Source organism: Arsenophonus sp. PmNCSU2021_1 (genome assembly GCF_036919435.1).
Classification (GTDB): Bacteria; Pseudomonadota; Gammaproteobacteria; order Enterobacterales; family Enterobacteriaceae; genus Arsenophonus; species Arsenophonus nilaparvatae.
In genome coordinates this window covers 230139-248387 of sequence record NZ_JAZHPL010000001.1, presented here as the reverse complement: position 1 = coordinate 248387, position 18249 = coordinate 230139, and the positions used below count along the sequence as shown (strand labels likewise).

At 35.7% G+C, this 18249-nt stretch carries 15 protein-coding genes and 1 riboswitch; of the genes, 6 read left to right on the top strand and 9 right to left on the bottom strand.

Going from position 1 to position 18249, the window contains the following annotated elements; all coding sequences use genetic code 11:
* Positions 1–2: 2 nt before the first annotated feature.
* The 8 genes from recC to rppH all read right to left on the bottom strand — a co-directional run bounded on the left by recC (position 3) and on the right by rppH (position 8153).
* Positions 3–3395, bottom strand: a complete 3393-nt coding sequence (gene recC, locus V3224_RS01465) for an exodeoxyribonuclease V subunit gamma (RefSeq protein ID WP_334468060.1) — start codon at positions 3393–3395, stop codon at positions 3–5.
* 47 nt (positions 3396–3442) lie between these two features.
* Positions 3443–3766, bottom strand: coding sequence for a type IV pilus modification PilV family protein (locus V3224_RS01460; RefSeq protein WP_334468100.1), 324 nt, complete (start codon positions 3764–3766; stop codon positions 3443–3445).
* Entirely contained in the window at positions 3763–4068 is a 306-nt protein-coding gene (locus V3224_RS01455; protein WP_334468059.1) for a DUF2509 family protein, read from the bottom strand. The genes V3224_RS01460 and V3224_RS01455 overlap by 4 nt, the downstream gene beginning before the upstream one ends.
* A 157-nt stretch (positions 4069–4225) precedes the next feature.
* The gene (locus V3224_RS01450) at positions 4226–4828 is read right to left on the bottom strand and encodes a prepilin peptidase-dependent protein (RefSeq protein WP_334468058.1); all 603 of its coding nucleotides are present in this window, start codon (positions 4826–4828) and stop codon (positions 4226–4228) included.
* Complete coding sequence (locus V3224_RS01445; RefSeq protein ID WP_334468057.1) at positions 4822–5301, bottom strand: prepilin-type N-terminal cleavage/methylation domain-containing protein; 480 nt, start codon at positions 5299–5301, stop codon at positions 4822–4824. The genes V3224_RS01450 and V3224_RS01445 overlap by 7 nt, the downstream gene beginning before the upstream one ends.
* A gap of 267 nt (positions 5302–5568) precedes the next feature.
* On the bottom strand, positions 5569–6420 hold the full coding sequence (locus tag V3224_RS01440) for a thymidylate synthase (protein WP_334468056.1): 852 nt from the start codon (positions 6418–6420) through the stop codon (positions 5569–5571).
* Positions 6421–6486: 66 nt separating this feature from the next.
* Positions 6487–7386, bottom strand: a complete 900-nt coding sequence (gene lgt, locus V3224_RS01435) for a prolipoprotein diacylglyceryl transferase (protein ID WP_334468054.1) — start codon at positions 7384–7386, stop codon at positions 6487–6489.
* 236 nt (positions 7387–7622) lie between these two features.
* Positions 7623–8153 (bottom strand): RNA pyrophosphohydrolase, encoded by a 531-nt coding sequence (gene rppH, locus V3224_RS01430; protein ID WP_334468052.1) that lies wholly within the window; start codon positions 8151–8153, stop codon positions 7623–7625.
* Between the two features lie 112 nt (positions 8154–8265).
* A riboswitch (TPP riboswitch) is annotated at positions 8266–8377 on the top strand.
* 96 nt (positions 8378–8473) lie between these two features.
* Between rppH and thiB the strand changes: the two genes are divergently transcribed.
* From thiB to rluA, 6 genes are all read left to right on the top strand, one after another.
* Positions 8474–9466 carry a thiamine ABC transporter substrate binding subunit gene (gene thiB, locus V3224_RS01425; RefSeq protein ID WP_334468099.1) on the top strand — a complete coding sequence of 331 codons (993 nt, stop codon included), beginning with the start codon at positions 8474–8476 and terminating at the stop codon, positions 9464–9466.
* Positions 9439–11043, top strand: coding sequence for a thiamine/thiamine pyrophosphate ABC transporter permease ThiP (gene thiP / locus V3224_RS01420; RefSeq protein ID WP_334468051.1), 1605 nt, complete (start codon positions 9439–9441; stop codon positions 11041–11043). Before thiB ends, thiP begins: the two co-directional genes overlap by 28 nt.
* On the top strand, positions 11036–11737 hold the full coding sequence (thiQ, locus tag V3224_RS01415; protein ID WP_334468049.1) for a thiamine ABC transporter ATP-binding protein ThiQ: 702 nt from the start codon (positions 11036–11038) through the stop codon (positions 11735–11737). The genes thiP and thiQ overlap by 8 nt, the downstream gene beginning before the upstream one ends.
* 1114 nt (positions 11738–12851) lie before the next feature.
* Complete coding sequence (locus V3224_RS01410) at positions 12852–13199, top strand: hypothetical protein (protein ID WP_334468048.1); 348 nt, start codon at positions 12852–12854, stop codon at positions 13197–13199.
* A 543-nt stretch (positions 13200–13742) separates the two neighbouring features.
* A complete protein-coding gene (gene rapA / locus V3224_RS01405) occupies positions 13743–16649 on the top strand; it encodes an RNA polymerase-associated protein RapA (protein ID WP_334468046.1) in 2907 nt (968 codons plus the stop codon).
* Positions 16650–16700: 51 nt separating this feature from the next.
* Positions 16701–17348 (top strand): bifunctional tRNA pseudouridine(32) synthase/23S rRNA pseudouridine(746) synthase RluA, encoded by a 648-nt coding sequence (gene rluA / locus V3224_RS01400; RefSeq protein WP_334468044.1) that lies wholly within the window; start codon positions 16701–16703, stop codon positions 17346–17348.
* Positions 17349–17388: 40 nt separating this feature from the next.
* On the opposite strand, the gene djlA is transcribed toward rluA, so the two are convergent.
* Positions 17389–18207, bottom strand: coding sequence for a co-chaperone DjlA (djlA, locus tag V3224_RS01395; RefSeq protein WP_334468042.1), 819 nt, complete (start codon positions 18205–18207; stop codon positions 17389–17391).
* Between the last annotated feature and the right edge of the window lie 42 nt (positions 18208–18249).

The following is an 18249-nucleotide window of genomic DNA, read 5'->3' as shown; positions in this document are numbered from 1 at the left end:
TATTACATCCTCTTTTTATTTTTTCTATAGATTGCCATTGGCAATAAATAAGTACGTGCCTTTTTTTGTATTGTTTCAAGCAAATTACTATCTATTTTACTGAAAGCACGACCAATATAGCTATCTTCCATTTCACCTGGCTGATTATAGATACCTTGTAAGGAGTGGATAAGCTGCATTTTTGCTTTTCGCAAAACAGCCTCAGACTCAAAATCAAATTGTTCACTTTTTTTGTTATAGCATGACATTAACCAATTCCAACCACTTTTATTAAAAAGTGGTAATGGCGAATTCATCCCCTCTTGATAACCATTAATGAGCTGTTGTAAATATACTTTCGCCTGATATTTGTCCACTGACTCAAAACACCATTCACTATTATCTCTTCCCCAATAGTAACTTTCACCAGATCTAACAGTTAAACAAAAAATTAAATGTTCTATCCATAGAGATAAACCATCATTAATCGTTAAATTTGCAGGACGATAACGAATAATACCGTTTTGCTGAATATTTCGTAATTGTCCAGCCAAACGAATATTCTCAAAGGGTTCGACAAATAGTTTATTAAAATATTCATGACAATTTATCTTTACTTTATCAGCTAATGGCTGCATATCTTGGATCTGTTTTTCCCAATAAATTTGACCAAAATGTTCTGCCGGTAATCCACCCGTTGCACGCAAAGTCGTTAACAGCTCCTCCAGTGACTCTTCATAAATCATCGCCTTAAGTAAGCGTTCATTATATTTATATCGTTGTAAATTATTTACAATAAAAGGCTCATCCTCCGGTAATTGTACTTCTTCATTAAAAAAATTAACTTTTAACCTTTGTTGAAAAAAAGCCCGGATCGGGTGTCGATAAAAAGAGAGTAACTGCTCTAATAATATTTCATTGTCATGTTCTATCATTGGCATTAACGGAGTACAGAATTCAGGCCGTGGATTACCTTGTTTTCTGGCTGCTGATAACCATTCACTAGCATAACTCTGATGAATGCTATTAGGCAAATAATTCTCTGTCGCAAAAGGTACTCGCGTATGTTTAATCACTAAATGTTCTTTTACTCTATCAGCACTAAGATCAATATTTAAATGTTCATCACCCTCTAAACAAAAACTTTGGCTAATATAATCAAGTAATTCATTTACTAGCACCGAGGGATTATGTTCTTGATTGTCACGTATAGCATGCCCAATATAGCTAACATAAAATAGTTGAGAAGCGGAATTTAAAGCTTCCAAAAATAGATAGCGATCATCATCCCGAAGCTTTCTGTCACCGCGTTGTGGCTGCTCAGCCATTAAATCAAAACCCAGTGGAGGTATTGAGCGTGGATATATCCTGTCGTTCATACCTAATAAACACACAACCTTAAAAGGAATAGAACGCATAGGCATTAGAGTACAAAAATTAATTGCCCCTGCAAGAAAACGTTGACTGATCTTTTCATCATCAAAACAGGTTGCTAATTCATCACGAATAAGCGATAGAGGAACTATTTCTTCATATTTTGCCACTATTCCAGTCTCAATCGTTTTTTGCCATTGCTGGAGCATAAATATGAATATCGCTTCAATTTGTTCATCAGTCTCAAAAAAAGCATCTAACAGGCATTGACATAATGGCAACCATTCTGACAATTTTCTTTCCTGATTAAGTTTACTTCTCCAACTAGCCAATGAATCAATAAATGCGGCAAGCTGCCCAGCTAATTTAGCGGATAACCCTGTACATTCATCATAAGGTAAAATTTTATTCCAAGTTCCTACATGACTATCCATCACATAACCAAGCAACATTCTATTTAAACCAAAAGCCCAGGTATTTTGCCCTGTTGCTGGTAATTCCAGCATTGCAATGTTTTCATCATCAAGCCCCCAACGGATACCTGATTCGTTAATCCATCGTCGCAATAAAAGTAATTCATCATCGTAAATAGAAAATCGACGAGCCACTGCTGGCACTTCTAATAAAGCTAATACTTGTTCTGTGGTAAAACGACTTTGGGGTAAATCAAGTAACGAAATAAAAGCTTGCAAAATAGGATGTACCTGCCTGGCTTTTCTATCTGAAATAGAAAAAGGTAACCGACGTTCAGGGGACACATGACTAAACACCGCTTGGATATAAGGTGCGTAACTATCAATATCTGCCACCATTACAATTATATCTTTGGGTGTTAGATTTGGATCGTCTTCAAAGAGGCGCAATAAATAATCTTGCAATACTTCAATTTCACGTTGTGGGCTATGGCATGAATGAAATGTCAATGATTTATCTTGTTTGCTTAATTGTCTTTTTGAAAGACTATTATTATAACTCGCTTCGGTTAAACCAAGTTGCGCATGATCTTCTAAATCTAAAATATCTCGCTGAACTTGGTGCAACAAACAATCACGTGGTAAATCTACAAAGGCAGCAACTTCATTAGATAGCTCCAACTGAGACAGAAAATAGAGGTTGTCACGGCCTAATTTACCCCAAGAAGCTAATAGCGGATTAGTTAGAAATTGTTCACCTTGTTGATTAAATAACGTATCAGGCGAACTTTCTCCCTTGAAACGCGCAATTTCATGGTTATTTCGATAATTTTTTAACTTGCGTCGTTCAAGTTTTGCCAAAGAAGCATAGCTCTGAATATCTCCCCAATAATAACGACATGGATTAGTAAACATTAAATGAATATCAATATGCTGGCCAAGGGCATTTAATGCCTGCAAATAAACCGGAGGTAATGCGGCGATACCACAGATAAATACACGTTTCGGCAACCTAATATGTGAAGGCAGATTAGCATGCAAACTTTGTATAAATTGTTGATAGAGATTTGCCCGATGCCATTTAGATTGATTAAGCTTTTCCGTATACTCTGTCAACGCTAACCAAAGACGTTTTTGCCATTGCTGATTATCACTTAAGCCCTCAATTAGTTGTTTTTTACGCCAGCTTTCTAACCATTGGGGACGGTAAACTAAATATTGGTCAAACAGATCCGCAATCCGAGCTGATAACTGATACAACTTACGTTTACCCATATCCTCATTAAGATATTGTCTAAGAGGCTTGAATTCAGGTTCTTGTAGTAAGGAAGGTAAAATTGTCATTAATTTCCAAGTCATTGCCTTTTTGGTAAAAGCACTCTCTGATGGGATATCAGATAAAACCCGAGTAAACATGTCCCAAATAAAAGTTGCCGGTAGCGGAAAAGAAATGTTAGCGGCAATTCCCAAGCTTTGCGCAAGCTCTATTTGTAGCCATTGCGACATACCTGGACTTTGAACCAAAATAATTTCTTGCTCAAACGGCTGTGTCAAGGGATTATTTTTGATCAAACTAGAAATAAGCTCTTTGTGAATATCTAATTGATTAGAATGATAAATTTGTAGCATAATCTTTTCCTGACGAACAGTACCACCTTGATGCAGCAGTTAATTGGTTAATAAGGCATCTTAAATGTAACTAATATCTGCTTACAATTATCTGTAATGTTCACGTAACGATATGATAAATCAATATTTTTAGGCATATTATTTGTTATATCGGCACTAATAGAGTCAATGCCTAGCATCGCTTCTCCACTTTCAAAAAAAGTGTGCATCATGCGAAATTGCTGTGTTTTTTGCCATGCGAGAGAAAATCCAGCCATTAGATTATGAACATATTTTATTAATGCGATAGCTGAAATAGCAAATAAGGCTATAGCTACCATAACTTCGGTTATTGCCATTCCAGATTGCCTGTTAGGCTTAGAATTTTTCATTGACAAAATTCCGCTCTTTTAACTGGACAAAAATCCAACCATCCCTGTTTTAGAGGAACAAAACCAGATATGGCATTTTTATCTTTCTTAAGCCATTGATAAAGTGTAAATATAGCTTTACCCTCAAAATAAGCATGGCCAGCTAATAGATAATAATCATTTTTATAGTAACGCAAACAACTTTTAAAATTAGCGCCTAACGGTTGCAGACAAGACCATGAGGCATTTTTTTGCTTAGTCATAACCCAAGGTTGATATTTTCCCCAAGCCAATGCAGACTCAGCTTGCTCAAAAAAAGCCAATAACTTCGTTCACTTTCCAACATCTGCAATATATTATTCTGATGATGATGCAACGCTTTTAACATTAATAAACTCATAGAAATAAGCATTATTATTGCCATTAATAAAACGCTCCCTTGCTGTTCAAACTTGTGAGGAAAAAACCAATTTATCAGTTTCATATCGATTGATTTCTTAAATAAATTTTTAGTTGGTATTCCCCTAATAGATCTGGATATGCTCGCGGAGATAGACTTAAAAATACAGCTAAAAAACGTTTTTCATCCATGATCACCTCTTTTAAAGCAAATTGTGAAACTATTATCTGTTTGGGATCAAATAGGTTTATCCATCCTTGCCCTTCACAATCTACTCCGCTACGGTGTATTTCCAGCTTACCTCGATGAATACGATAGATAAAGAAATCAGAAGTCTCATCTGTTGCTTTTTGCCATTTGCCATCTAAATTGTAATCGTAAATAAGATGAATACAGGAATGCTTTGCCTCGCCTCGTTTTTCACTAATTTTCAATGCCACTCCGACACAATCACCAAAACAATAACCTGAACGTCGAACATCTTTTTCCAACATTAATAAGAATTGTCTCGCCACAATATCAAGATGATAAGCTTGATATAATCGATTGATTTGCTGCGTCAGTAATGGATATAGCGTTATGATAGCGAGAAAAACAATACTACTTATTATTAAGCTGATTAGGACTTCTATCAGAGAAAAACCTTGTTGCTTACAATTAAAAGAAATGTGTTTATTTAGCATTTAGCTATTCCCCCCAGCCTTTGATTACTACATAAACGCACTCGTCCCAAACCCGAAATAATGATCGAGATCTCTGCTGATTGATTGCTAAAACGTAAAGTTGTCGGTAATTCCGTTCCTCTTTTACCTAGCAACAAGGTCGATATTCGACTGTAATTATGCAACACTACTTCATTATGCCTATTAATCCACTTCATCTCCGTACTTTGCTGGGTATCTTTTTTACCTTTAATTGCAACTATCAGCATCCAATTTGAAGTTTTATCCGTTTGAACTATCAATTGCCTCTCTTGATTCAAATAAGCCGCCTGCATTTGATGACGGGCAATAAAAGCGGCAACTTTTTGCGTAACAACAATTAAATGTATTTTTTGTTGATAATTTCGCCACCCCTTAATGCTAACAACAGCAATCAAGGCTGCTATGGCAATCGCAATCATAATTTCAAGCAGAGTGAACCCTTGTTGGCGCATATATTTTTGCCATATGTAGCACAATTAATGCAAACTATTGTTATGTATTTAGGATAAAAAAATAAATGCTCAAATAAGATAGAAGGGAAACAGATCTATTAAAAAATTGGTATTACAAAAAACTGGGGAGCAAAGATAGAAACGCCTCCCAGATTTTAATGTTTTTAGTAGCTATTTATTAATTAAACCATAATATTAATTAAAAACAGCAAATAAGATGGTAGTCACCTTCTTGATGTTAATGATCAAAGCAACCCATAAAAAATGTCATACCGTAAATGGATATTTAATTGCATCATGATATTGGTAACCAATTACTTCAAAATCATCACTAGTCACCCAGGTTTCAATATCTTCTAATGTTTTAATATTAGGATTAATACGTAGTTGCGGCAAAGAATAAGGAGTACGCTTCAACTGGATATCACGCATAATCGAAAGTTGATTTTCATAAATGTGAGCATTCACTATCTTATGGTAAGCCTTACCTGGTTTGTGACCCGTGATCTGAGCAACCAGTGCCAGTAAAACAAAACATTGAATTTGATTAAAGTTTAGTCCCAAAGGAACATCACAACTACGTTGATATGAAGTTAAATAAAGCGTATCAGCTAGCAGAGAAAAAGTGTACGTATGCATACAAGGGCGTAAACAACCTAATTCAAACTCACCCGGATTGTAAAAAGTGATTATCTCGGCACGATCATCTATTCCTGCCGAAAGGTTGCTAATAACTTTTTGCAGCTGATCTAAATAAGTACCATTAGGCCGTTGCCATGAACGCCCCTGAACACCATAAACTCGCCCCATGTCATCTTCACCTTTACGGTTCGGATTATTGAGCCATGCCTGATTTTCATTCGCATTGGCATTCCATGTATTACAGCCAATATCACGAAATTGTGCAGAGTTAGAATAACCTCTTAGATAACCTAATAATTCAGCAATAGCCGCTTTATAAAAACTTTTGCGAGTCGTAATTAAAGGAAACTGGTTATTTGCGACATCATATTCAAGATCAGCATTGATAACCGTTAAACACCGAACTCCAGTGCGTTTATTTGCTACCCACTGACCTTTATCAATAATACGCTGACATAAATCCAGATATTGTTTCATTATTATTACTCGCTTAGAATCTATTATTTAATACTATAAATAAAAACACTGTATTAAAATTTTCTGCTACTTACTCTTTTCTGCCTTGCTAGTAATGGAATAGTCCGTACAATGGCTATCTTTCTTATAGGCCCAGATCATCATTAAAATACCAATAATGATCATAGGAACTGACAAAATTTGTCCCATACTTACACCACCAAATAGCCCCAACTGCGCATCCGGCTGACGGAAAAATTCAACAAAAATACGGAAAGCCCCATAACCAATCAAAAACAATCCTGAAACACTGCCCATTGGGCGTGGTTTACGAATAAACAGATTCAAAATAATAAATAAAATGATCCCTTCAAAAAACATCTCATAAAGTTGGGAAGGGTGTCGTGGTAATACGCCATACTGCTCTAAAATCGGTAATAAAGAAGGGTCTTGACTAACAATCTGAATGTCTTCTGCTCGTGAGCCTGGGAATAACATTGCCCATGGTGTATCTAATGTTACACGTCCCCAAAGTTCACCATTAATAAAATTACCAATACGTCCCATACCTAATCCAAATGGGATTAATGGGGGAACAAAATCGGCAACTTGAAAAAAATGGCGATGAGTTCTGCGTGCATACCACCACATAGCGCATATCACACCAATTAACCCACCATGAAAAGACATTCCTCCGTCCCAAACTTTAAATAGATACAAAGGATTGCTCAGGAAGGCCGGCAAATTATAAAATAAAACATAGCCTAAACGTCCACCGATAAAGACACCTAAGAAACCAATATAGAGCAGATTTTCAACTTCGTTTTTGGTCCAGCCACTATTTGCTTTTCCGGCTCTCTGTTTTGCCAACCATAGAGCGAAAACAAATCCCACCAAATACATCAAACCATACCAATGAAGGGCTACTGGACCAATCGAGAATATAACAGGATCAATATTAGGAAACACAATATAACTATTATTCATCGTCTCCACTCTTTAGTTTTATAGAGCTTGATAGAATTGCATGACTGCATGCGGTTTAAAATCTAATAGTATTTTATTGATTAAATTCATCAACAAATCTATCTAATGCATACTTTGGCTAGTAAATTTTCCAAAAAATAAACAAGAGTAGCTTTCACTACTCTCACTTCGCTTTCAAAACGACAAAAGTTGGCTATTAAAATAAACATAAACCTACTTTCTTTCGCTAAATTTATTTAGCCACGTTTACGCCTATAGGTATGGCTTTTATTTGATGTCATTGTACTATTTTGCAGTGACATAACCATCGGAGCAAATTCTTTCATAACACGCCGATAAACATCGCGTTTAAAAGAAACAACCTGACGCACAGGATACCAATAACTCACCCAACACCAACTATCAAATTCAGGCGTTTTACTTGTTTGCACATTAATATTATATTCATTACAAACCAACTGTAACAAAAACCAACGTTGCTTTTGCCCTATACAAACTGGCTTTGTGTCCCAACGCACCAAACGTTTAGGTAATTTGTAACGTAACCAGTTCCGGGTAGACGCTAATATTTTAACATCTTTACGATCCAACCCAACCTCTTCGAATAATTCCCGATACATTGCCTGTTCTGGCGATTCTTCAGGATTAATGCCCCCTTGAGGGAACTGCCATGAATGTTGCCCATAGCGACGAGCCCATAATACCTGGCCCTGCCGATTACAAATTACAATTCCTACATTCGGGCGGTAGCCATCATTGTCAACCATCTGACTACCTCGTTAAAAATTTAAAAGATAACTTATTGTTTCATACTACTCTATATGGTAAGCCTTTATCAAATATAGTATTTGCAATTATAAGATAACATCTTACAATAAGGCCATCTCAACGGGGTGCCTGCTATGATTAATATTGTTAATAGCTGGCTGAGAAAAACTCGTCGAACCTGATCCGATTAACATCGGCGTAGGGATTTGAGCCACTCTAATGATTTATTCATCAATAAATAGCTTCATTACTGTCCATTCCTCAGATCCTAGAGCATCACTTTTATTTAATTATATAGGAGAACTCAGTATTGAAGAATATACTGCTAAAAATAGTTAGTATTGGTTTAATTTGTTGTTCAGCTTTCGCTCTTCAGGCAAAACCTATATTAACCGTTTACACTTATGATTCCTTTATCGCAGATTGGGGGCCAGGGCCTACAATAAAGCCTGCCTTCGAACAAATCTGTCATTGTGAACTGAAGCTAATTGGCCTAAGTGATGGGGTTGCGTTATTAAATCGCCTTAGAATGGAAGGAAAAAATAGCCCAGCTGATATTGTGCTCGGACTTGATAATAACTTAATTGATCTAGCAAAAAAAACGGGCTTATTTACTGAAAGTAAAATTGACATCAGTCAACTGAAATTACCTATAAAATGGGATAACAATATTTTTATCCCTTACGATTATGGTTATTTTGCTTTTATTTATGATAAGACGCGGATCACCGAAGTGCCTAAAAGTCTTGATGAACTTATTAATGGCCCCCAGCCATGGAAAATTATTTACCAAGATCCACGTACCAGTACACCAGGTTTAGGGCTATTACTTTGGATACAAAAAATTTATGGGCAAAACAGTGCTCAGGCTTGGCAAAAAATAGCCAAAAAAACCGTAACCGTCACTAAAGGTTGGAGCGAATCATATGGATTGTTTTTAAAAGGTGAAAGCGATTTTGTCCTCAGTTATAGCTCTTCACCAGGTTTTCATCTGTTAAATGATAAAAAAAATAATTATGCTGCGGCACTATTTAGTGAGGGGCACTATCTGCAAATTGAAGTGGCTGCCCAATTAGCAACCAGCAAGCAGCCTAAACTAGCTCAACAATTCATGCAATTTATGCTATCACCAACGTTCCAAAAAACGTTGCCGACAACCAATTGGATGTATCCAGTCATTGATATACCCTTACCCGACGTTTATCAACAAATACCTGTGCAAAAAAAATCATTACAATTTAATGCAGAAGATATTACTCAACATCGCAATCAATGGATCAATTTATGGCAAAATGCCGTCAGCCACCAATAGGGAGTTCACTTTGGCCTGGCATAGTTGTGTCCGGCCTATTAATCACTATTGCGGTAGTTACTTTCAGCACTTTATGGTTACATGCCCCGCAAATAAGCTGGCAAGAATTTATTGATGCCAGCTATTTATGGCACGTCATTGGCTTTACATTTTGGCAAGCATTACTATCGACCGTCTTATCCGTTATCCCTGCAATATTTCTCGCCAAAGCCCTTTTTCGACGCCATTTTCCGGGTCGGATACTGTTTTTACGCTTATGTTCGATGACACTGGTATTGCCAGTACTAGTGGCCATTTTTGGCTTATTAACCGTCTATGGTCGGGTGGGATGGATTGCTCAATTTTGTCAATGGTTAGGTATTAATTACCAATTTACCCCCTACGGCCTAAAAGGCATTTTATTAGCACATGTCTTTTTTAATTTACCATTAGCTATGCGGATGCTGTTGCTTGCGCTAGAGAATATTGCAGTTGAGCAACGTCAGCTTACCGCACAACTCGGCATGAACCAATGGCAACATTTTCGGATTGTTGAATGGCCTTATCTTAGACGACAAATTTTACCAACATCAGCTCTGATTTTTATGTTGTGCTTCGCCAGTTTTGCTACCGTACTGACGCTTGGCGGGGGGCCTGCTGCAACCACCATTGAACTCGCTATCTATCAATCATTAAGTTATGATTTTGATCTCAATAAAGCTGCTTTGCTGGCTCTGATCCAACTTTTTTGCTGTTTAGGGCTAGTATTATTAAGTCAAAAATTAAATGTCGTCTTTTCCGTCGGTGCTAGTCGACAATTGCGGTGGACAAATCCAGCTGATAGTCGATGGCAGAAATGGTGGGATACATTACTGATTAGTATGACCCTATTTTTCTTAATTCCGCCTTTCTTGGCTATTATCGTTGATGGTTTAAACTTAACGCTATTACACGTGTTACAACAGCCTGGCTTATGGCAAGCAGCCATTAATTCGATTTTTATCGCTATTAGTGCTGGGGTACTTTGTATTATTCTTACTATGATGTTGCTTTGGAGTAGTCGTGAATTACGTCTGCGCCGCTCAATACTACTTTATCGAACTTTCGAATTAAGTGGATTATTAATACTTGCAATGCCAGGCATAGTTTTAGCTACCGGCTTCTTTTTATTGCTAAATAATACTATTAATTTAACCTACTCGCCTTATAGTTTAATCATCTTGACGAATGCTTTAATGGCTATTCCTTATGCCTTAAAAATATTAGAAAATCAGATGGATGACTTAGCTGAACGCTATAATTTATTATGCCTTTCATTACAGATCAAAGGCATAAATCGACTAGCTCTAATTGAATTAAAAGCTTTGAAACGTACAATAGGACAAGCCTTCGCTTTTGCCTGTATACTCTCAATAGGTGATTTTGGTATTATTGCACTGTTTGGTAATGAGAACTTTCGTACCCTACCTTATTATCTCTATCAACAATTAGGCTCTTACCGTAATAATGATGCGGCAGTTACCGCGTTGTTAATGCTATTACTTTGTTTCAGCTTATTCAGTTTATTAGAATATTTATCAGGAAAAGAGCATGATTAAATTAGATCAACTTGTCTATTGTTATGAAAATCTAACAATGCAGTTTGATTTTCAAGTAAATAGAGCTGAAAGGGTGGCTATATTAGGCCCTAGTGGCGCAGGAAAAAGTACTCTACTGGATTTGATCGCTGGATTTCAATATCCCAAACAGGGGGAAATTTGGCTAAATAGCCAAAATCATACTGCTACACCACCCGCCAAGCGGCCAGTTTCTATCCTTTTTCAGGAAAATAACCTCTTTTCTCATTTAACTGTTTGGCAAAATATTGCGTTAGGCATTTCACCAAATTTAAGATTAGAAAGAGCTCAACATCGCGCAGTAAAACAGATCATAGAACAAGTTTCTCTTAATAATTGTATCACTCGTTTGCCTGCACAAATATCAGGCGGACAACGCCAACGTACTGCGTTAGCTCGTTGTTTGATCCGCCAAAAACCGATTTTATTGTTAGATGAACCTTTTTCTGCTCTCGATCCAGCTTTACGTAATGAAATGTTAACATTACTTAAACAGGTGTGTGATGAACGCCAATTAACCTTACTGATGGTTTCCCATAATTTGGAAGATGCTAGCCAAATAGCAACTCGGTCTATCATAATTGCAGATGGAAAAATTGCCTATGATGGTCAACCAGATTGTTTAATTAATGGATTAACACCCGCAAGTAAACTGCTGGGTATATCTCATTTTTGACATTATTTATAATAATTAATTATTAATTCACACTTTGGCAAAAAATTGGATGGTATTTTTCGACCTTTATAATACTATTTGTTGTATTAATACTCAGACTACTTTTTCTAATACAAAGATATATGTTTTCACAATTTTATTAAAAACGTATCTATTTTTTGTTTTTTATTTAAAAAATCCTTAAATATTAAAAATATCAATCCACAAAAAATTTATTTTTTCAATAAATTGAGAACATAAAATAAATATTTAAAACAAAATACCTACATGTCACAAATTATAACAAAATTTAATAATTATTTATTTTTTTATATGATATAGAAGAATCAATAATTGAGTAAATAAAATTAAGCGTAACTTTTTCCATCATTTTTTATCTTAATATTGATTATTTCATCTCGCTTTTAGCAAGAATAACATAGATATAAGCGATTATAGTACTCTATCAATTTAACAAAAAATTAAATAACTTATTATATAATATCGATAAAAAAACATTTTTTTTAAAAGATTATTTAAAATAGCACAAAATTTTATTAAATGAATGGATATATTAAACGAAAATTTTTATTACATATAATATTATTATAAAAAGCTAAGATTGTTGCTCACTAATTACAAAATAACTAACTTAACTAATTATTTTTAGTGATTAAAAAAATAAAAATGACTAATATGCGAAAGCAATTAACCAAAAATAATAAAGCTAATTTTAATTTGTTAAATAACTAAAAAATTATTAAAGAGTGATATCAAATACTTTGTTAAATTTATTATTAACTATAACCATGTTTATTTTATACTTTTAAGAATTAATAATTGAAGACTAAAAATATTATAATAACTTCATTAATCTTATAAAAATTTTCATCATGATGTTATATCATTACCTTATATTTTTATATAAATAAAATTTATTTTTTATACTTTATATAAAAATCCATTTTTTCAATAACAATAAAAAAATAATAACAAAATTTAATAATGAAAATTCTAAATTTTAAATTTGATTTTATATATAACTTAAAGCAATGTAGCTTATGTGTTATATAAAATATAGATGCGCATCTAATTAGCAAAATTTTAATATACCAAATACTAGATGAGGTTATATATGTCAAATAATAAAGAACAATTAGCCATTCGTTTTTTAAACAAAACTGGTGATGGTTTTCCTTACCGGGCTTTTATCCGCGTACATGGAATCGACGAACCAGCAAATATCGATTCAGACAAAGATTTTGTAACAGTTGGTGATATTCTTGATGATGGTATGCAACATGTTGCTCATCTCGTCATTTATGATAGATATAATTTAGTTAAATTTAACACTGCTACTTACTTTGAATATAATGCTGTAGAAAATCAAATTGAAGTCAATTCAGATACCTTACCATTTGAATTAGAATTCGAAAGAGTTGATGGCTTCCACTTTGATTTAATCTTAAAAAATGATGATTAATGTTATTTTTTCAGAAATTATAGAAAAAAGTTAATTAACTACCCAATCTTAATCTAATATTGATGTATTATTTATACTAATATTTATTAGATTAAGTTGGGTTTTAGAAATTAAGCAGATAATTTTAATAGATGTGATAAAAATATTTATCCTCCAGTAAAAAATTTTAAATAACGTAGCATTTTTATTTCTATGCTTTATTTTTATCAATATTAAATTAGCCATAACATCTATATAATTTTCTTTATATATTAGTTAATTATAAATTAATGAGCAAAAACAGTAGGATGTAGAATAATAAAAAATGGTGATTTGTTCTTTTTTTCATCTGCTTAATACCTTAACATTCTCTGTTAAAACACAAATAAATAATAATATCTTATAAAAAAGCATTTTTATAGGCGACTATTGGCACCGCATTTATTAACATACAGTCCTTTCAAAAAGAGAGTAAGATATTGTTTTATGATTAATATAATTACTCTCTTCAAAATGAACAACCCATAATTTTCTCAAACATACGGATAAACTGAGTTAAAATTTATGCCATTTATTCTTGGTCAACGCTGGATAAGCGATACAGAAAGTGAACTTGGATTAGGTACCGTGGTAGCTATTGATAGCCGCATGGTTACAGTACTTTTCCCTGCAAGTGGAGAAAATCGCCTTTATTCAATAAATAATGCACCAATTACACGCGTTATGTTTAATGAAGGCGATCTGATCACCAGCCATGAAGGCTGGCAGTTGAGAGTTGACAATGTACAACAAGACGAGGGAGTACTTGTCTATACAGGAACTCGTATCGATTCTGATGAAAAAAACGTCAGCCTGCGCGAAGTGTTTCTTGATAGCAAGTTAACTTTTAATAAACCACAAGATCGTTTGTTTGCCGGTCAACTTGATCGAATGGATCGTTTTGCATTACGCTATCGCGCCTTGCGTTTCCAATACCAACAATTTGGTCACCAAATCGGTGGACTAAGAGGTATGCGTGCCAATTTGATCCCTCACCAACTTTATATTGCTCAAGAAGTAGGTAAACGCCACCATCCACGTGTTTTATTAGCGGACGAAGTTGGATTAGGCAAAACTATTGAAGCAGGAATGATCATTCATCAACAGTTACTTGCTGGACGTATTGAACGAGTACTGATTATCGTACCTGAAAGTTTGCAACACCAATGGTTAGTCGAAATGCTACGTCGTTTTAATTTGCGTTTTTCGCTGTTTGATGACAGCCGTTATACCGAATCATTACACGATAGTGAGAATCCTTTTGAAACAGAGCAGCTGGTCATCTGTTCTCTTGATTTCGTTCGCCGCAATAAAAAACGTTTTGATCATCTGCTAGAAGCCAGTTGGGATATGATGGTTGTTGATGAAGCCCATCACCTGATATGGAGTGAAGAGTCGCCTAGCCGCGAATACCAAGCTATCGACACGCTGGCTCAGCAAATTCCTTCAGTGCTGTTATTAACCGCCACCCCTGAACAGCTGGGTCAAGAGAGCCATTTTGCTCGCCTACGTTTACTGGATCCTAATCGCTTTCATAGCTATCAACACTTCATTGAAGAACAACAAAATTATAGCCCGGTTGCCGAAGCCGTTAGTTTGCTCCTTTCTGGTGAAAAATTAAATAATAAGCAGCAAAATTTACTAACAGAATTAATTAAGGAGCAGGATATTGAGCCTCTTCTTAAAGCCAGTAACATTGATAATGAAGAAAGTAAAAAAGCACGTCGCGAATTGATTACCATGTTGATGGATCGTCATGGAACGAGCCGTTTACTATTTCGCAATACCCGTAATGGCGTTAAAGGCTTTCCTCGGCGTGAATTACACGCTATTAAATTACCTTTACCCCCACAGTACCAAACGGCGATTAAAGTTGCTGGCATCATGAATGCTAAGAAATCCGTTGATATCAGTGCGCGGGAGATGCTCTACCCTGAACAAATCTATCAGACGTTTGAAGGTGAAAATGCAACTTGGTGGAATTTTGATCCCCGGGTTGAATGGCTAAAGCATTTCTTAACAACTCATCGGCAAGAAAAAGTTTTAGTTATCTGCTCTCAAGCAACTACTGCCTTACAATTGGAACAGGTACTAAGAGAAAAAGAAGCGATCAGAGCGGCCGTTTTTCATGAAAATCTATCATTACTCGAACGGGATCGGGCGGCTGCCTATTTTGCCTCCCAAGAACAAGGTGCCCAGGTATTACTATGCTCTGAAATTGGCTCTGAAGGACGTAATTTCCAATTCGCCAACCAGTTAGTTATGTTTGATTTGCCTTTTAATCCTGATTTGCTTGAGCAAAGAATTGGACGTCTGTATCGTATCGGTCAAAATCGGGATATCCAAATTAGCGTACCTTACCTTGAAAATACTGCCCAAGCTATTTTGCTACGTTGGTATCATGAGGGGCTTGATGCCTTTGAGTATACTTGTCCAACTGGTCGCGCTATTTATGATCAATATTATCAGCAACTGGTTGAGTATTTGGCTAAACCCACCGTCATTGATAACTTTGACGATTTTATTAAAGCTTGCCGAGCTAAACATAACCAACTCAAAACCCAATTAGAGCAAGGGCGTGATCGCTTATTAGAAATGAATTCTAATGGTGGCGAAATTGGTCAAGATTTAGCCAAAAAAATTGCAGAACAAGATAATAGTATTGATTTGATTAATTTTTCATTAAATTTGTTCGATATCATTGGTATTAACCAAGAAGATCGCAGTGATAATCTGATCGTTCTTACGCCTGCTGAACATATGTTGATACCTGATTTTCCTGGCTTGCCGCAAGATGGTTGTACTATTATCTTCGATCGTACTCAAGCATTGTCTAAAGAAGATACCGAATTTATTAGCTGGGAACACCCGATTATTCGTAATGGTATGGATTTGATCCTTTCTGGCGAAATTGGCAGTTGTGCTGTGTCTTTATTGAAAAATAAAACCTTACCAGTCGGTACACTACTTACTGAATTAATTTATGTTGTTGAGGCACAAGCACCCAAAAATCTACAAGTCACTCGCTTTTTACCGCCAACGCCAATTCGTATTCTAATGGATTTAAAAGGTAATGATCTGGCTAAGCAAGTAGAATTTGAAAGTTTTAATCGTCAGCTAAATACTGTGAATCGCCATACTGGTAGTAAACTGGTAAATGCCGTACAAAAAGAGGTACATAACATACTGCAACTTTCTAAAGCCATAATAGAAAAAGAAGCAAGCATGTTGATTGCCGAAGCAAAAACACAAGCGGATAAAATATTATCGTTAGAGTATTCGCGATTAGAGGCATTAAAATCTGTCAATCCGAATATTCGTCCTGATGAATTAAGCGCTATTGAATATGAACGCCAACAATTATTGCTCAATATTGATCAAGCTAATTGGCGATTAGATTCTATACGCCTGGTGATTGTTACCCATCAGTAATTATTTATCGCCAGAAACAATAAAGTTTTTGGCCACGTTGGAGCAACTGATATGTTTTACAATCCGCCTATCGATCCCTGGCTACACGTTCTTTATCAAGATCAGCATATTATTGTGGTGAACAAACCTAGTGGTTTGTTATCAGTACCTGGTAAAGCCGCCGAACATAAAGACAGTATTATGACACGGGTTCAGGCGGATTTTCCAACAGCTGAATCCGTTCATCGCCTTGATATGGCAACCAGCGGAGTTATGGTCGTGGCATTGAATAAAAGCGCAGAAAAAGAGTTAAAACGTCAATTCCGTGAAAGAGAGCCACAAAAAATTTATCAAGCAAGGGTTTGGGGTCTTATTACCAATAAAAAAGGACTTATTGATCTGCCTCTGATCTGCGATTGGCCTAATCGGCCTAAACAAAAAGTGTGCTTTACAACCGGTAAACAAGCACAAACTAAATACGAAGTGTTAGCTTATGAAGAACAAACAACGCGAGTTAAACTTGTTCCGATTACAGGTCGCTCACATCAACTACGTGTTCATTTGCTGTCACTGGGTCATCCTATTATTGGTGATCGATTCTATGCTCATCAAGCAGCGCTAATACTCTCTTCACGTTTACAATTACACGCAGAAGCGCTTTACATTACGCACCCAGTTTATGGGTCACCTATCCACTTCACGTGTAAAGCCGATTTTTAACAGCTGGAAAATTTATTCAACTAACGTTTAATATTATATACTATTTAAAGTGACGCTCTTTTTTAATTAAATCATAAGCTAATTGAATGGATTGTGCTTTTTGTTTGGCAATTTCCATCATTTCTGGTGGTAATCCTTTAGCAACCAATTTATCTGTATGATGTTCAGCCATTAATTTACGATAAGCACGTTTAATTTTGGTTTGTTCATCATCAGGTTGCACACCTAATACCTTACAAGCATCCGCTAATGTTGGTCCTTGAGCAGTATGTCGATAGCGATTGGAACCATAAGAATAGTTACTACTATGCTCAAACCGTCGACCGCCTTCCATCATATGTAAGAATTGTTCAAACTGATTATGTGAAATGCCTAACTCTTCAGCAATAATAAACAGTACTTTTCGCTCATTTGGATGTAAAGCGCCATCGGCAAAAGCAGCTTGTATTTGAATTTCCAGAAACATCTGGATAAGATCAAATCGACCGAAACAAGCTCGGCGTAATTTTTTCAGCGTTTGTCTTAGAGGAAAATTTTGTTCCTTACCTTCTCTAAATGCATTTTGTGCTGAAATTCTGGCATCACCATGCAACTGCATTCTATCCATCAGGTTTGTTGTTAGTTGAATATCAACTTCAGTGACTCGGCCTTTTGCTTTCGTTAAATGGCCTAAAATCTGAAATGTGCTGACAAAAAAAAGTGCCTGACGGCTCTGCTTAGTGCCTGTTTTCTCTAAATTTTGCTGTTCTGATGCTTTATCATATGCATGACCGATAATGAAACCGATGATAACACCCCAAATATGAGTGCCAGACATGATCCCCAACATAACACCAATAATTTTTCCCCAATACCGCATAAACTTCTCAATTCCCCAATGCCCTGAGTATAATTTTGCATT

Bases quoted from the DNA above. Each gene is read 5' to 3' on its own strand.
- recC (WP_334468060.1), bottom strand. From the start codon at position 3,395: ATGCTACAAATTTATCATTCTAATCAATTAGATATTCACAAAGAGCTT.
- V3224_RS01460 (WP_334468100.1), bottom strand. From the start codon at position 3,766: ATGAAAAATTCTAAGCCTAACAGGCAATCTGGAATGGCAATAACCGAA.
- V3224_RS01450 (WP_334468058.1), bottom strand. From the start codon at position 4,828: ATGCTAAATAAACACATTTCTTTTAATTGTAAGCAACAAGGTTTTTCT.
- V3224_RS01445 (WP_334468057.1), bottom strand. From the start codon at position 5,301: ATGCGCCAACAAGGGTTCACTCTGCTTGAAATTATGATTGCGATTGCC.
- V3224_RS01440 (WP_334468056.1), bottom strand. From the start codon at position 6,420: ATGAAACAATATCTGGATTTATGTCAGCGTATTATTGATAAAGGTCAG.
- lgt (WP_334468054.1), bottom strand. From the start codon at position 7,386: ATGAATAATAGTTATATTGTGTTTCCTAATATTGATCCTGTTATATTC.
- rppH (WP_334468052.1), bottom strand. From the start codon at position 8,153: ATGGTTGACAATGATGGCTACCGCCCGAATGTAGGAATTGTAATTTGT.
- thiP (WP_334468051.1), top strand. From the start codon at position 9,439: ATGGCAAAATGCCGTCAGCCACCAATAGGGAGTTCACTTTGGCCTGGC.
- thiQ (WP_334468049.1), top strand. From the start codon at position 11,036: ATGATTAAATTAGATCAACTTGTCTATTGTTATGAAAATCTAACAATG.
- V3224_RS01410 (WP_334468048.1), top strand. From the start codon at position 12,852: ATGTCAAATAATAAAGAACAATTAGCCATTCGTTTTTTAAACAAAACT.
- rapA (WP_334468046.1), top strand. From the start codon at position 13,743: ATGCCATTTATTCTTGGTCAACGCTGGATAAGCGATACAGAAAGTGAA.
- rluA (WP_334468044.1), top strand. From the start codon at position 16,701: ATGTTTTACAATCCGCCTATCGATCCCTGGCTACACGTTCTTTATCAA.
- djlA (WP_334468042.1), bottom strand. From the start codon at position 18,207: ATGCGGTATTGGGGAAAAATTATTGGTGTTATGTTGGGGATCATGTCT.